This window comes from Aequorivita marina, assembly GCF_031631895.2.
Classification (GTDB): Bacteria; Bacteroidota; Bacteroidia; order Flavobacteriales; family Flavobacteriaceae; genus Aequorivita; species Aequorivita marina.
Genome location: NZ_JAVMBW020000011.1, coordinates 1 through 16627, shown reverse-complemented (window position 1 = coordinate 16627; position 16627 = coordinate 1). Strand labels below are relative to the sequence as shown.

At 35.6% G+C, this 16627-nt stretch carries 11 protein-coding genes; 1 reads left to right on the top strand and 10 read right to left on the bottom strand.

Features of this window, described 5'->3' with window-relative positions; genetic code table 11:
• Nucleotides 1–108: 108 nt before the first annotated feature.
• From QPK98_RS11600 to QPK98_RS11555, 10 genes are all read right to left on the bottom strand, one after another.
• Nucleotides 109–2064, bottom strand: a complete 1956-nt coding sequence (locus QPK98_RS11600) for a polysaccharide biosynthesis protein (RefSeq protein ID WP_310993549.1) — start codon at nt 2062–2064, stop codon at nt 109–111.
• Between the two features lies 1 nt (nt 2065).
• Nucleotides 2066–3202 carry a DegT/DnrJ/EryC1/StrS family aminotransferase gene (locus QPK98_RS11595; protein WP_310993548.1) on the bottom strand — a complete coding sequence of 379 codons (1137 nt, stop codon included), beginning with the start codon at nt 3200–3202 and terminating at the stop codon, nt 2066–2068.
• Nucleotides 3203–3544: 342 nt separating this feature from the next.
• Nucleotides 3545–4621, bottom strand: coding sequence for an ATP-grasp domain-containing protein (locus QPK98_RS11590; protein ID WP_310993547.1), 1077 nt, complete (start codon nt 4619–4621; stop codon nt 3545–3547).
• Between the two features lie 4 nt (nt 4622–4625).
• Entirely contained in the window at nt 4626–5231 is a 606-nt protein-coding gene (locus QPK98_RS11585; protein ID WP_310993546.1) for a sugar transferase, read from the bottom strand.
• Nucleotide 5232: 1 nt separating this feature from the next.
• Nucleotides 5233–6507, bottom strand: a complete 1275-nt coding sequence (locus tag QPK98_RS11580) for a phenylacetate--CoA ligase family protein (protein ID WP_310993545.1) — start codon at nt 6505–6507, stop codon at nt 5233–5235.
• Between the two features lie 4 nt (nt 6508–6511).
• Entirely contained in the window at nt 6512–7579 is a 1068-nt protein-coding gene (locus QPK98_RS11575; protein ID WP_310993544.1) for a CapA family protein, read from the bottom strand.
• Complete coding sequence (locus QPK98_RS11570; RefSeq protein ID WP_310993543.1) at nt 7576–8700, bottom strand: glycosyltransferase family 4 protein; 1125 nt, start codon at nt 8698–8700, stop codon at nt 7576–7578. Before QPK98_RS11570 ends, QPK98_RS11575 begins: the two co-directional genes overlap by 4 nt.
• Before the next feature lie 322 nt (nt 8701–9022).
• Nucleotides 9023–10405, bottom strand: coding sequence for a phenylacetate--CoA ligase family protein (locus QPK98_RS11565; RefSeq protein WP_310993542.1), 1383 nt, complete (start codon nt 10403–10405; stop codon nt 9023–9025).
• A 145-nt stretch (nt 10406–10550) separates the two neighbouring features.
• The gene (locus tag QPK98_RS11560; RefSeq protein WP_310993541.1) at nt 10551–11516 is read right to left on the bottom strand and encodes an EpsG family protein; all 966 of its coding nucleotides are present in this window, start codon (nt 11514–11516) and stop codon (nt 10551–10553) included.
• Between the two features lie 319 nt (nt 11517–11835).
• Nucleotides 11836–12504 carry a hypothetical protein gene (locus tag QPK98_RS11555; RefSeq protein ID WP_310993540.1) on the bottom strand — a complete coding sequence of 223 codons (669 nt, stop codon included), beginning with the start codon at nt 12502–12504 and terminating at the stop codon, nt 11836–11838.
• Between the two features lie 374 nt (nt 12505–12878).
• Between QPK98_RS11555 and QPK98_RS11550 the strand changes: the two genes are divergently transcribed.
• The coding region (locus QPK98_RS11550; RefSeq protein WP_310993539.1) for an FIDD domain-containing protein at nt 12879–16627 on the top strand (3749 nt) is incomplete at its 3' end.

Below are 16627 nucleotides of genomic sequence, written 5' to 3'. Positions count from 1 at the left end.
TGAAGAAAGTTAAAGACTAAAAACCAAATTGAGAAACAAAACGCTTTCTATAAGTTTAGAAAATGTAAACTTAAGCAACTTTACAAGGCGCTATAAAGTGGTTTTAAGCTATCGATCTAATTTACTATATTCTGAATTTTGGCTTAGAAATTCTGGAACCAGCATTTTTAACCTTATAATAATGTCTCTCTTTTTACAGATGCTATTGGCCAAAGCCTCAAGTTCATCAATAGCAGCAGATATTACCGTATAATCGTGTTGCACTGTACTACATACCATTATTTTTGGATGGTAAGTAGGAAGTGTACTTTCGCCGTCAATCAAAAGCTCTTCGTATAGTTTTTCTCCCTGCCTTAGGCCAACAATTTCTATTGGAATATCAATATACGGTTTAAAGCCACTCAACTTTATCATTCGTTCCGCCAGGCTTAATATTCGAACAGGCTCTCCCATGTCAAAAACAAAAATCTCACCGCCCTTCCCCATAGTTCCAGCTTGAAGCACCAGTTGGCAAGCCTCTTCTATAGTCATAAAGTAACGAATAATATCTTTATGTGTAACCGTAACGGGGCCGCCATTTTTGATTTGTTGTCTAAAGAAAGGAATCACCGAACCGTTACTACCTAGCACATTCCCAAAACGAGTGGTAATAAACCGAGTAGTAATACCGGGAGATCGTTGTAACGCCTGAACAAACATTTCGGCGGCGCGTTTAGAGGCGCCCATTACATTACTCGGGTTTACGGCTTTATCAGTAGAAACCATAACAAACCGCTCACATCCATATTTTACAGCGAGCTCGGCTAAGTTTCGTGTACCAAGAATATTTGTTCTTATAGCCTCCCGTGGATGACGTTCCATCATAGGTACGTGTTTATAGGCTGCAGCGTGATAGACTACATCAAAATTGAATTTTTTGAATACGCCCTCCATTCGTTCTTTTTGGGTAACATCTGCTAAGTAAATTCGATAATTGAGCTCGGGGAAGTTTTTCTTTAAATAAACCTCTGTAACATGAAGCGGGCTTTCACTATTATCTAGCACCACCAACATTTCTGGGTCAAATGCTGCAATTTGCCGTACAAGTTCACTACCGATGCTTCCGGCCCCTCCAGTAATTAGTATTTTTTTTGCCTTAAGGTCATTGGAGATATTATCCGTATCAATTTCAATTACACTGCGCTCTAACAAGTCTTCAATTTTTAATGGTACAATTTTCAAAGGCTTATCTGAAAAATCATTCCATTGCTCGGGAAGTGAGAGGTTATAAACTGCAACATCTAATGAAAAGCAAGCTTCCGCAATCCAAGAGCGTTCTTCTACCGAAAGCATGTCTCCTATTAACAAAACCCCCGAAGCCTTATACCTTTTGGTGAATTTTTTAAGATTCGTTTCCAAATTTGAATCAGTATAACAAACTGGGAGGTCAATAAGTTTAAAACTCGTTCGTTTTTCCTTGGTAGTTAAAAATGCCACTGGTCTGTAGCCAGAAGCTGGATCTGTCAGAATTGCGTGGGCTAATGATATGGTTTTATCATCTGTTCCTAAAACTATTACGCGTTTCTTTAAGTTTCCGGAAGCTGCAGCACGTAAAAAACGGTATGTTTCTTTAATAACAATACGAAACCCTAGCAACAGCGTTATTGATATAAAAGAGTAAAGTAATAACGTAGTGGTCAGGAATAATTTTGAGTTTGTATAATGGTAAAATACCATATTTAAAACCGAGGTTATTACAACGAAGGTAATTGTGGCCTTGGCAAAGCGATAAACGTCAGAAAAAGTACTATATCTAATAATCCCTGAATAGGTTCGAAATAGGAAAAAACACAAATAATGTATAGATATAAGAGTAATTGCCTTTTGATAGACCGATAAATACTGATCAAAAAAAACTGGAGTTTCACTCAAGATAAACCAAGTAATAAGGAATGAAAGGGCGCAAATCACCAAGTCGTTAAGCGCCACTATCCATCTAGGCAAATACCGCTGCCCTAGAATATTACTTCTAAAGTTACAGTAAACCCTAGTTAAAAACAATGTCAGTTTTCCAGGTCTTCCCATTTCATGGTTGCTTTAAGTAGCCTATAACAGCATTCGAAATTCGTTGACGATCCGTATCGCTCAGGTTACTTCCCGAAGGCAAACACAATCCTGAATTAAATAAATTTTCACTGACTCCATTTCTATAACTTGGGGCGTCTTTAAAAACAGGTTGTAAGTGCATCGGCTTCCAAAGGGGTCGGGACTCAATATTTTCTTTCAATAAGGCATTTCGTAATCCCTCAGGACTATACCTCTCATTGTCAGCAAAGGTAACACAACTCAACCAATGATTACTATAAACATAGCTATAAGGCTCTACCATAACGCTAATACACTCATAATCAACAAATAGATCCTGGTAAAAAAAATTCATTTTTCGTCGTAAGTTCACATGTGAGTCCAAGATTTCCATTTGCCCACACCCGATACCAGCACTAACATTACTTAACCTATAATTATAACCAATTTCTGAATGTTGATAATGCGGAGCATCGTCTCTAGCTTGAGTTGCCAAAAAAATAGCCTTGTTTTTGTGTTGCTGTTTTCGGGAAACCAATGCACCTCCGCCAGAAGTAGTGATAATCTTATTTCCATTAAAAGAGAGGATTGAAAAGTCGCCAAAACTACCACATTTCACACCCTTATAACTAGATCCTAGGGCTTCCGCACTGTCTTCAATAATAGGGATATTATATTTTTCTGAAATGTTTTTAATTTGTTCCACCTTATAAGGCATACCGTATAAATGCACAGCGATTATTGCTTTTGGCTTTCTCCCCTTTGCCTGTCTGTCTAGAATAGCAGTTTCCAGAAGTTCTGGACACATATTCCATGTATCTGCCTCACTATCTATAAATATAGGAGTTGCCCCCTGATAAACAATAGGGTTTGCTGAGGCCGAAAAGGTCATACTCTGGCAGAGCACTTCATCTCCTTTGCCTACGCCAAGTAAAATCAAGGCCAGATGAATAGCGGCAGTGCCTGAGCTAAGCGTAGCTACGTGGTTCTCACCACCAAGGTAGTGTTCCAAAGAAGATTCAAATTTGGTAACATTGGGACCTAATGGCGCTATCCAATTGGATTTAAACGCTTGATTAATGTAGGTTAATTCTTTTCCACCCATATGTGGAGACGAAAGGTATATTTTTTCTTCCATTAGCAATTGGATAATTGATTTTTTTCACAAGTTGGGCTCTTAAAACGAATTATAACTGAAAAAATAAAGTTTATAATCAAACATGTTTTTGTTTAATAAGCTAGCTCTAATAAAACAACGTGGGGGAGTCGCAAATATATGAATTTTTTATATGAAATTAACCAATAGTATAAAGGCATCTTCCAAGTAAAATCTCTGTATATACTTTAAAATTACTTTTAATTATAAGTATTTCCTTATAGGCAGTATAAAAGCATTAATTGAAACACAGAGGGAAATTTCATTCAAAGCCTATGCAATTTTTGTGAAACACAGGAGTAAATTATTGTTACCATCTTAAAATCAATAAAAGGTTTCTTTTAAAAACATAGACTCTTTCATAAGGATTGGTTCAGCATCAACATCTCTTAAAAAAGCAAGATCTTTTTCGAATTTGTACATTTTATAGTTTTGATCAAAACTCTTAGGGTTTTGAAGCAAATTAACAATATCTTCACTAAAATTAGCTCCTCCCGCCGCAAAAGACATGTTAAAGGCCACCATTCTTACATTAATTTCTGTAAGGTATGGTTTCCCATTTTGGTCTTCCTTAAAATCTGCCGTAAAGAACCCATGAAGTTTGGCACCTGTATTTTTTTCTACAATTCGAAGTGCCTTTTCAGATAACTCAACAAGTTTAGGCTCGTTTAAAAGTCTGCCAAAAGAGGTATTCCCAGTAATGCCGGAAGGAGCTACTTTACTCATTATATAATTAACACGTTCTCCTGAGGCAGCCCTTAGAAGTTTACCATCATTAAAAAGTAACTTACAGGCCAAGTTGCGCCCCGGTAAAAATGCACTTCCTATAAATTTGGAAACATTGGGATTAATGGTTATCCAATTTTTTAAGCTACTGCCGTCCTTTACCTTTAAAGAACCCAATCCACTTGAACCAGAAGTTGAACGTATCCAAAATGGATATCCCAGTTTTTCTTCTATTGTTTTTAAATCTATATTCTTTGGAAAAATATCTAAGGAATTTGGAACTAAATCAGTTTCCTTTAAAAGTTCGGTCATTAAGGATTTATCAATCAAATTTTCTACAATGGCATAATCTGGCAATAAGGCCTTACAAGGCCAATTATTACCTAAGGACTTATACTTGGTCCATTCCAAGACTTCCATTTCTGGTTGCACTATGGCAAGATCTATTTTTTCAGAGTTTACAATTTCTGTTAAGGTGGTCCAATATTGATCGTGACCAGCTGGAGGAATTACGTAGGTTTTATCATAAAGCTCACTTTCATAGAGGCCATATGCTAATGGATTTACATCAGTTCCAATAAGACGAACCTTCAAATTACTATAACGGTGCAAGGATCGGGCAATACTTCGAGGCGTTGGCCCACCTACCCCATTGATTAAAATCGTGATTTTCATATTCTTAATTTTTTCCATTAAAAGGCTGCATAGGACTATCCTTTTCCTGATTTACACCTTCTTTTATTATTACTTTTAAAATGGTTAGATACAAGATTTTAAGATCTAACATCATACTCAGTTTGTCAATATATTCTACATCGAGTTGAAATTTTCTTGTCCAAGATATAGAATTCCTTCCATTAACCTGCGCCCAGCCAGTAATACCGGGTCTAACCTCATGACGGCGTAATTGTTCGGGGGAAAATAACGGAATGTATTTGAAAAGTAGCGGTCTTGGCCCCACTAAGCTCATATCTCCCTTTAGAACGTTTATCAATTGCGGTAATTCATCTATTGACAGTTTTCTAATAACTCTCCCCAAACTCGTTACACGATAATTATCAGGCAATAAGTCACCATTAACATCTCGTTGATCTGTCATTGTTTTAAACTTGATGATCTTGAAGGCTTTTTGATTTTTACCAGGCCGTGTTTGTAAGAAAAAAGGAGTTCCTCTATTCTGAAAAGCAAGTGCAATAGCAATAATAAGTATAATTGGACTTATCAAAATAAATCCAATAAATGAAGCTAAAAAATCGATACATCTTTTAAGTCCGTTCCTATACATATCAACTTTTTCTATAAAGATTTACAGTCTTTCTATATTTTCCAGAACTCAACAAAGGAATTCCTTCTACATAGGTCACTCTAAAATCTGCATCTGCTCCCAGAAAGGTCTTAAATTCTTGTACCAATTGCGATTCTCTTTTAAATCCTTGAGGACAATTGACTTTAAACTCATAAGATTTTTTTCCAATTTGGATCAATTGGTATTGCTCAATTTCCTCATATTGCCACATATTTTTATACATAATGTATGAAGATACTATGTTTCCAGAGGTATCAAAAAGCAAATCTAATTTGCGCCCTTCCACAGTTTTTAAATAAGTTTTACCATTTCTTTCAATTTTCGACCCAAAATCTCCAGTATCATATCTAATCATAGGCATAGCATAATTATAAAGATCTGTTATTACTATCCGTCCTAGGTTATCATCAGGTAAAAGATTATCTTTTTCTGGGTGGAAGATCTCAACTAAGTAACTAGCGGTGTTTACAAGAAAATAATCAGTGTCAATTTCTTGTTGAGCAATAATACCATTTTCTATATTACTATATCTAGATACAACATGACATTCAAACAATTCTTGAAGTTTTTGGCGGGTTTCCGAAGAAAGTCCCTCAGACATAGTAATAATTCCAGAAAACTTACATTGAAAGCCAAGTATTTTATTTTTTTCACAATATCTAATTATTTGCTCTAAGGCCGAAACATAGCCTAAAACATTTAGGGTTTGGTTAGAGTTGTTGTTAAAAAAAAATATCAACTTTTTAATTTCTTTATCATTGAGGTTTATAACATCTACAGGTACAATATTCTGTAGCTTATAGCGCCAAGATGCCTGCATCTTTTTTTTAACCCAAATTTTTAGGTATATCAATTTATTACCTAAATGATATCCCCCCAAGTTTCCAAAATATAATGTATCTCCATAATTACGAGCTTTTTTATTTTTATCTTGATAAACGGTAAAAGGGGTACCAGTTGAACCAGAGGTTATCATTTTAATTATTCCCTTTTCGTCATAATTTGTAGCCCTGAATTCTTGAAAATGCGATTTAATTAAAGTTTTATTTACAATAGAAAAGTTATCCAAATTATTAATATCTGAATCTTTGTAATAAGGAACATTTTCGATAGTGTGGGCTAATAAGTTATTTAAAGCTGTTTCATAACTAGGATTTATAGATTCGAAATGATTTTTTATATCATTATAGTGCAAATTAATCCCCCCCCCCTCTAGCCTATCCTTTAATTTAAACAAAATGCTTGTACTGTTCATTATTTTAATTTTGCCATTTGATTAAATTCATCTCAGCCAGTCTTCTTGCAAATTTGGCTCGAAGTATCAGAAAATTCATCCTCAACGAATTGGTAATGGACTTTTTATAATCTATAAAAATAGGGTTCAATAAATTTTTTCTTCTGTTCCGCTTAAAATAAGGTATGTAAGTCTTATTGTCAAATTTAGAGTACAATGAGTGTTCCTTTAAAATTTTCGAATTATTAAATAAATCAATTGCAACTATTTCTAAATTATTATCAGCACTATTCACCCAATAATTAGTGATTCTATTTTCTTTTATATCCCATTGTAACATCCAGCCTAAATGAGACATTTGAGGAAATTTTAATTTTCCATTAGCATAAACACCGCTGGGTATATGGAAGTTTCCTAAACCATAAACAATTAGCCCATTCTTATACATTTCACCTCCTTGTACGCAATGTGAGTGCCCACCGACAACTAATGAAACACCTGAATCTATTAAATGTTGGGAAAATAATCTATAAGACGGTGATGGTAATGTTTCGAGATCAAAGCTCCAATGAAAGTAAGTTACAATTTTAGCATCCGGTGTTTCGGCTTTAATCTTCTTTACGATTTGTAAGATTCTTTCTTCGTCAATGGTGTTTACTTTCTTTTCTGGATTATTGTTATTTTGATGATACAATAAAAAACTCCAACAGGCATTGATGACAAACACTTGAAATCCGGATTCATAAAATGATATAACTTCAAAATCTTCATCTTGAACATCTCCTGCACCAACTGCAAGATAATTCCTTGAGTTGAGTTGATTTTTAGTAGGTTCTAAATATTCAGGTAAATCTAAGGTATGATTATTGGCTAATGCTGCAATTTTAACCTTAAAGTCGTCAAAGGAATCTAGGATTGAACTATGATTAAACAGGATAGGCTTATTATCAGAAAGCTTATAGCTGTCTGTAATTAGTCCTTCCAAGTTAAAGAGAATAGCCTGATCATTTGACAAGTTCAAGCTATCGATAAAATTTTTAACCTTAAGACTACTATCTATATTTGGGGATGCGATATCACCGAGTATAATCATAATTTATAAATTTCATTTATGCCATTCCAAATTCTCTTTTGAGAGAAACTCCCGGCCCATTTTAAACCATTTTCTCCATGCTTTTTAATTAAGCTTGGATTTTCAATATAACTTTCTAAAGCGGCCTTTAAAGCTGAAGGATTTTTACAAGGAAACACGATTCCATTCACGTTATCTTCTACTGAATCAACACATCCTGTAGCGTCACTTACAATCACAGGTAAACCCATTGCAGCTGCTTGAATTGGCACATTTGGAAAGCCTTCTCTCCACGAGGGAAGAACAAAAATATCGAAAAGCGACATATATAAAGGCACATCATCCTGAAATGGAATATGAATAATGCCTGGATGCGAACGAAATCGCTCCTCAAATTTGCCATCGCAATCAATGTGCCCCATTAAAATTAGTCTAGAGTTAGTATGGTTTTCATATATATCTTCAAAGGCTTCAATCAATTCATATACCCCTTTGTGTAAACTAATTCTGCCCACAAACCCTATAACAAATTTCTCCTTTAAATTAAGGTTTTGAATTAATTCATTTTGCTTTGCAGTATCAATGGCATTCCTATTAAAAAATTCTATATCGATTCCGTTACTGCTGCCTTCTCCAATTATATGGGATTTTTCGGGGTATGCCAATTTATTAATAAGGGCGTTGTTATATAAGGATTTACTCACATAAATTACATCTGTTGCGCATTTGGCAGTTAAACGTTCCACCCACATGAGTATTTTTCGTTTAAAACCAGCTTCTGTTTCATATCGATGTCCTCTACATGTATAGACTCTTTTTTCTATTCCAACAATAGTGGCTGCTAATATACCCAAAAGCCCCATTTTTGGCGTTCCTAAATTTACAACTTCGGGTTTTACTTTTCGGAAATGCTTTATAAGTTGAAATAAGGTTTTAATATCCAAGAGTGGATTTATTTCTTTATCAATAGTAACAGGCAAATAACTTATACCTTCCTTTTCGCAAAATACAACTCCTTTAGTATGTTCTTGAGAAGTTAAAAAAACATCATATCCAAGGTTTTTAAAATATTGCGGTTGCCCATCTAATAATCTTGAACTTCCTCCAAGAGTGACTCCTAAAATTAATTTTTTCCTTCTCACTTAATTAACATTTATAAATGGTATCATTGGTTTGCGCAAAAATATAGTTATTTACAGTAAGGAAAAAATGTATTGACCCACCCACGGGAGTATAATACTATATCTTAATCTATCGAATTTTAAAAAAAGTATGCACTTCATAAAGTGAGTGAAAAAGTTGCCTAACGGAATAAATGGATATAACTGTAAAGATTATAGGCTGACAAGTCCCTAAGAAGAATTTCCAAAACCAATTAAATTAAACGCTCAAACTTGGAAATCCCATTTATTTAATCGTTTTATCTGTTTTCGGAAGAATATAGTATAATATAAACTTCATTTACTAAGCATCTACTAAATGCTTGATGCTATTCTTTACAACCCTAAATTTACCACTCGATTCTACAGGGATATCTTCCACATATTGTAAATCAAATTTCATCTGATAACCAACTCTATCACGCCAATTCCTGATAAATAATTTTTCTTGGCTTTTATCGTAATAGTTTTTATCGGCAACAATTTTAAAAACAAGTTGATTTAATTCATTCTGTACAATTTGATATGATGCGATGCCCTTAACGTCCTTAATTGCATTTGCCACATTAATAATATTTATTTTGCCCATCTCTGGTGAAAAGACATAATCATCAAGTCGTCCATGAAGCTCTAAGGCCATCGGATTATTGTTGCCGCAACTACAGATCTTGTCTTGATCCGCTAACGAGATTGTATCTGCTATATCATAACGAATCAAGGGTGTGGCTTCAGTTGTAAAGGATGTTACCACTAACCTCCCAGTTGTGGCAGGGTTATTATTGTTGTCTAACACTTCAAACACGCCACTTTGGAGTTCCAAATGTAACTCGCCTTCCGAACATTCAATTATAAATGGCGCCCCTTCTGATGATGCATATTGATCATAGACTTTGGTATGAAAAAAAGATTCAATAGCGATACGCATTTCATTAGAAAGAGTTTCAGCGGTTGGAAATACAGCTTTAACAGTATTCGGTGGGAATTCATAATTATTTCTTTTACCAAATTTAGCAATTTCAAAAATAGAGGAAGGAAAACCCACTACATATTCTGGTTTAAAACGAATTAAATTTTCAATATAATAAGGAATAAACTCCCTCTTCATGTGAAATGTAGAGTAGTAACGCACCTTGTTTAAGTAATCTTTTTTCCAAAATCGATTTTTTTTAATATCTCTCTGAGTCAACAAATCCTTTCCTGAAAACCACGCTGTTTTTTTTCCGAGTTTATAACCAAATCTCGAACGGAAATCATCAAGCATAGCGAAACGTTCCTGAATATTAACAGCCCTGATTTTAACTTGAAGCGACTTACCAGTTGTTCCTCCTGTTTTTGCAGTCTTTAAATCTTCATCAGTTTGAATTACGACTTCATCAGTTTTAGTCCGAAGGGTCTCTTTATCTAAAATGGGTAATTTCCTAATATTATTAAGATTCGTGGGATCACTAATGTCTTTAAATCGCTCTCGATAAAATATAGATTGAGACATCGCCCCCTCTATAAATCTTGAGTATCTTTCTTTCTGAAGTTCAATTAGAGATTCTCTGCTTAAGTTTCTATTCGCCTTAAAAACTTTTAAAAATTCATAATAACTTCCTCCATAACGTCTTTTATAAGCTTTATAATTGTAAAGAGTTACCATTAGGTTTTGAAAAAAATTGGGAGCAAGTTTATATATTTCATCCATTTCTTAAGGATTTATTTTGATTCTAAATTTAATTTATGTCCTCAGGCAAATTCACTATTTTAAAAATAGAAGAGGAAGTTGTGGTAACTAAGATTTTTCATAATCCTGTTTAGGTTTTTCAAATTTTCGTCCATATAAATATCAATTATAGCCTCTTCAATAAAATCATAACAAGAGTAAAACCAGAATAAGCAAGAAGAAGTAATCCAATTTTTTTATGTTGTTTATCCACAATAAAATGTTTTAATAAAGGATATAGAATAACCAAAGCAATCATAAACCATGATAGATACGCGAATCTATTTGAAAAGCTTGCTCGTATTACTAAAATCCAGAAAGCATTTGCAATAATATAAGTGTTAAACAGCCAAAAATAAATCTTGTCATTATAATTTCTTTTAAATATATAGAACCAACCCGCAAATACAGCCGTAGCACTATATAACAAAAAATCCCATCTAAACCCGGTACCAGCAAACTGGACGTTGTATTTATTTTCTCCAGCAAAATAGGCTAATCTCTCATCCTCTAATCCGAGTGTTCCAAAAAATTGTGTAAAAAGACCCCCTGCTACCAGCGACAAAGGAATACAAAACAACCATCCATAAATCAGAACCTTGGGTTTATTATAAAAATTAGCCAAGAGAAAAGCAGCAGCCGGAATTAGCATAGACTTATGAAAGCCAATGGCCAACAAAATAATTGTTATCTGCCAAACTCTTTTATCACGGGACATTCCTAGCAAAAATAAAGAGCCAGCAATTCCATTACGAATTCCGTTAGTCCCATAGGCCCAAAATGAAAAAGAGGTAACCAAAAATAATAGTGCGTAAAACCAATAGTCCTTAAACCATTTTTTAGCTACATAGAATAAGGGCACAACATACAAAGTGGCACAGACTAGAAAATAAATCTTAGCACTCATAATCTGTGAACTAATCTGCGTAAAAATGTGGAAAGCAATATCATTTGGAGATCTTATTGACCCTCCTATTGCGTAATGCTGGAAAAGTCGGTTATATGTCATCATATCAACAAACTTCCCGCTGATAGGTCTTAACCCCATAAATAAAACTAAAAATATCAAATATATCCACCCAATGACCTTCATATATCGAAAGTTCTGATCACTATCAATAGGTGTACTCTGAGAATGAGTAAAAGTCAACAATACCAAAAAATACATTATATAATAATGGACATTAGTATAATCATCTACTGGAATCCAATCAAACATATTTTAAGCAGGCTATATTAATAATGGATTAAATGAATAGTTTAACAAGGTGTGCTGATAAAAAATGTAACTATAAGATTAATTAACTAAGAAAAGGGAAATAAAAAATGGCCTCTTTTGAAGTTCAAAACAGACCATTCCTCAATATTTTTGTTCTTGACTCGAATTTCTTTTTCTTTATTGAAAAGGAATTTTACTTCTCATAATACCAATCGGCGTGATTGTCCTTTTTACCAAAGCTATAGGTAAGCCCTATACTAAAGTTAAATAAGCCTCCAGTTTTGTGCTCATAACTTCTATCAATCAAACCTCCATCATAAGCATAATGCTGTTTTAAATTAGTCTGAAAAGCCAAATCTGCAAAAACGGTAAAGTTTTTGGAAAGTTTTACTTGGGGCATAAACCCTCCCAAAATATTACCAACATGGTCGGTACCTTTTGAACCGGAAGGATTAGCGAAAGTAACGCCAGCACCTAGGTGAAACAAAAGCCCAAAGGTCTTTTTAAAATCTCCCTTTACATTACCTACTTTCCATAAATTTGCAACCCCCTCAATAGCAACGCTATTAAATTTATAATCGCCAGGAAGATCGGAATTTTCAAAACTTAGAAATGAGTAATGCGCTTTAATACCATACGTATCATTAACCATATAACGAATCCCTCCTTTAAATTGTTGAAAAGCGCCAGAATAATCACCCAGCTTTACATCATCACTAGGAGCAACGGGCAGGTGGTAGCCAGTTTGCACCTCTAATGACCATTGGTTATAAGGACGTTCATATTTCTGGGCAGACACACTCATGCCAATAAATAAGAATGCAGCAATAGAAAGAATTTTAATATTCAAAAACTTCTTCATGGATAATTTAATTTTAAAAATTTAGATTTTTAAGTACTTGTTCCTTTTACGGAACAAAGAGCAAAAATAAGATTATTTTTTTGAATGTTAATTATATAACTAAATATATTTGATTATAATCTAGAAACTGCAAAAGAAAAGCTGTAAAATGTGTTAGATTATTTGGGGTTATATCTTTTGTCTTTTGTCTTTTGTCTTTTGTCTTTTAAAACTATAACCAATCAAATTCTGGTAACAACTTTATGAAATTTAAATCCTAAATGGACAAGATGTTAATCTTTAGACAAGAAACAGTGCTAATTGTTAGCTTTTTCGTAAAAAAAACGAGCAATTAAGCGTCCTATTCAATATATTTGAAACGTCAACTCCTAATTATGAAAAGATTAGTATTTCTTTTACTCTTTATTTTGCCTCTTTTTACTTTTGGTCAGTCTATTGAATTATATAAACAATTTAATGGACATTATGGTTATACCGCTATTGGGAACACCTTAAACGCCGAAGAAAATGGCCATGGGTATTGCGATATGCTATCTGAAAGTAGTGCTACTTTAAACTTGGAACCTGAACAAACTGTAATTTCAGCCCATTTATATTGGGCCTCTATAGGACCGGGAGATTTTGAGATTAGCTTAAACGGAGAATCAATTAACGCTGAAAGAACGTTTAATCACTCAGCTAGCGGGGGTACATATTTTTCTGCTTATTCCGATGTTACCGACCTAGTTACCAACACGGGTAATGGCAACTATACCTTCTCAGAACTGGACGTTATGGACATTATAGGTCAATATTGTAAATATAATTTTGGTGGGTGGGCAATTTATGTAATTTATGAGGATTCTAATACAGAGCTTCTAAACCAGATTAGCCTTTTTGATGGATTAGAAAGCGTTCGAAGTTTTAATAATCCAATAAATTTAACCTTGACCAATATTGAAGTAACTACAGATCAAGATTCAAAAATAGGTTTACTTGCTTGGGAGGGAGATAATCAACACGGTGTTAAAGAAAGACTATATATCCGTGACCAAGTAATCTCAAATCCGCCTTTAAATCCTGCCGATAATGCATTTAACGGAACTAATTCTTATATCCCCCCCCCTGAAAATGCACAGAACTATAATATGGATCTGGATTATTATAGTCTGGTTGGAATAATTGAATCTGGTCTCAATACCATAGATATTAAATTGACCTCAGATCGCGATTGGATTTTAGTGAACAACATCATTACAAAAATAAATTCAGAGTTGCCAGATGCTACAATAACTATTGACGATTATGAAGTAAATTGTGGGGACGAAAGTATTAACGTTGATTATACGGTCTCAAATTTTAATAGTACTGCCCCCTTGCCAGCAAATGTCCCAATTGCATTTTACGCCGATAATATACATTTAGGGCAAGCATATACTGTAAATACAATTCCAAGAAATGGATCGGAAAGCGGTAGTGTTAATCTAAATATACCTTTAGGAACACCGCAAACATTTACCTTAAAAGCGGTAGTTGATGATGATGGAACAGGAAATGGAATAATCGAGGAAACCAATGAAGACAATAATGAGTTTGAACAGGCAGTGGTTCTGACAAGTGACGGTTTACTAATACTTGGCGACAATCAAGACTGCCAAGGCGAAACTATAAGCTTATCAGCAAATTTTGACAACTTAGATACCTATAACTGGTTTTTTAACGGCGACCCCTATGGTGGCAACACCCCAACTATAGATGTAACCCAAGCTGGAGACTATACCGTTAGTGGAAATGTGGGAAATTGCTTTATAACGGAGTCACCAGTATTTAACGTTAGTTTCAATACTACACCAGTTGCAAATACACCTGTTGACCTATATAGATGCAACAATGGAACGCAAACAGGCACTTTTAACCTTACCCAAAATGATAATACCGTATTGGGAGGCCAGGACCCTACGATTTTTGAGGTGAAGTATTTTACCAGTTTCGCAGAAAGTGAAAATAATGTAAATGCCATTCCAAGCCCCGAAGCCTATCCCATAGCTGGACCTTCACCACAAACCATTTACGTCCGTATTCACAATCAGGCAAATGAATCGTGTTATGAACTCGAGCAATTTGAAATTTACTATTCTCCAATCCGTGCGGGTAATCCTTCGCCGATTTTTTTGTGTGACTTGGACGGTAGCGGTAACGAAAGCCTAAACCTATCGAGTACTTTTGATGATATCGTCCTAGATGGTCAAAGTGCTACTGATTATCAAGTAACCTACCATAGCACCCAAAGTGATGCTGATAATGGAAACGCTCCCTTGCCGAATATTTATAACGTTCCAGTTCCAGGAGTAAGGGTTTTTATTAGAATTGAAACTGCAATAGATGGTGACTGTTACCTAACAACATCGGTAAATATTACAATAGACTCTACCCCTAATGTTAACCAAACTCCAGCCCCTTTAGTTTCTTGTGATAGCGATAACAATGGTATCACCTCTTTTTTTCTTCACAATGCCGATGCAGATATTAGCTTAGGAAACCCTAGTTTGACGGTTACCTACCACTATACGCTTTTAGAAGCCCAGAATGCTCAAGGAGAATTATCAGAACCCTTTGATAATATTGTTCCTTATAATGATGAAGTTTATGCCCGAATAGAAGGTTCACCTGCTGATTGCTACGCTACAGTTCTGTTGAAGTTAGAAGTTCGGGATAGCCCAGTGCTAACGGAGCCAAGCCCATATAGTATTTGCGATGCAAGCAATGATGGGTATGAAATCTTTGATCTTACTACTAAGGAAAACGAGATACGCAATGGTCTAGATCCGCTGGAATATGATTTATATTTTTATAGCGTACTGCAAGAAGCCATTGATGCAGGGGAAACAGCACTTGAAAACCCAGATTTTTCTGAAGCCATAAGCAATATAACCAACTATCAAAACGAAGTGCAGTACGCACAGACTATTTATGTGCTTGGAGTGGGTACAGCAGCCAATACCACACCCAATAACGGCGCTGAAGGCTGTTATGATATTGTGGAAATGCAGCTTGTTGTTGACCCTACTCCAGAAGGGGTTAATCCAGCAGACTACCACCTTTGTGATGATACCTTGAATGGAAGTACGCCTAATGATCAAATTAGCAGCTTTAATCTCACTTCTAAAGACAATGAAGTTACGGGAGGAGATCCGCAGTTACTCGTTACATGGTTTGAAACTCCGGCAGACGAGGCTGCAAATGTTCCAATTGCCAACCCTACTGCCTACCAAAACACCTCAAACCCACAAAATATTGTAGCCAGGGTTTCCAATGGGTTTGATTGTAAAGATGTTGTAAACTTGACTTTGGTAGTAGATCCAGTACCCTCACCCTCACAACCAGATCCCATAGAAGTATGTGATGAAGGTGGTGGCTTCGCTGAATTTGACCTTAGCTTGAGAATAACTCAGATTACTAATGGAGACCCTAGTCTTATATTAAAATACTATCCTACTGAAGCAGAAGCAGAAGCTGGAGGTCCTGGTTATATACCCGCTCCCTATCTTTACACCAATGTTGTACCATTTAACGATTCTGTTTGGGCGCGAGTAGAAAAACAAAATGATAGCTGCCATGCTCTGGTTGAATTGGAGCTTATTGTCAAACCTTTACCTACTGCCAATAGCATAGACCCCTTAATCGCCTGCGACGACGACAGCAATGGTTTTACAGACTTCTTCTTGCACACCGCAGACGATGACATTACCGGTGGCGACCCCACCCTTACGGTCACCTATCACTACACCGAGCTTGACGCCCGTACCGACGAGGGAGAGCTCCCTGAGCCCTTTGAGAACATCATCCCCTATAACGATGAAGTTTGGGCACGCGTAGTGGGCCCAAACACCAGTTGTTACGCCCTTGTAGCCCTAGAATTGGAAGTCCGTGATAGCCCCGTGCTCACGGTTCCCGAGCCCTACCGTCTGTGTGATGACGACAGCGACGGCCTTGCCATTTTTGACCTCACCACCAAGGAAGACGAGATCTTGGGTGGCCTAGACCCCCAACTATACGATTTGTATTTTTATGTAGTAGAGCAAGACGCAATAGACGCCGGGATGGCCGCTTTGGACAACCCCGACTTCTCCCTTGCCATACAAAA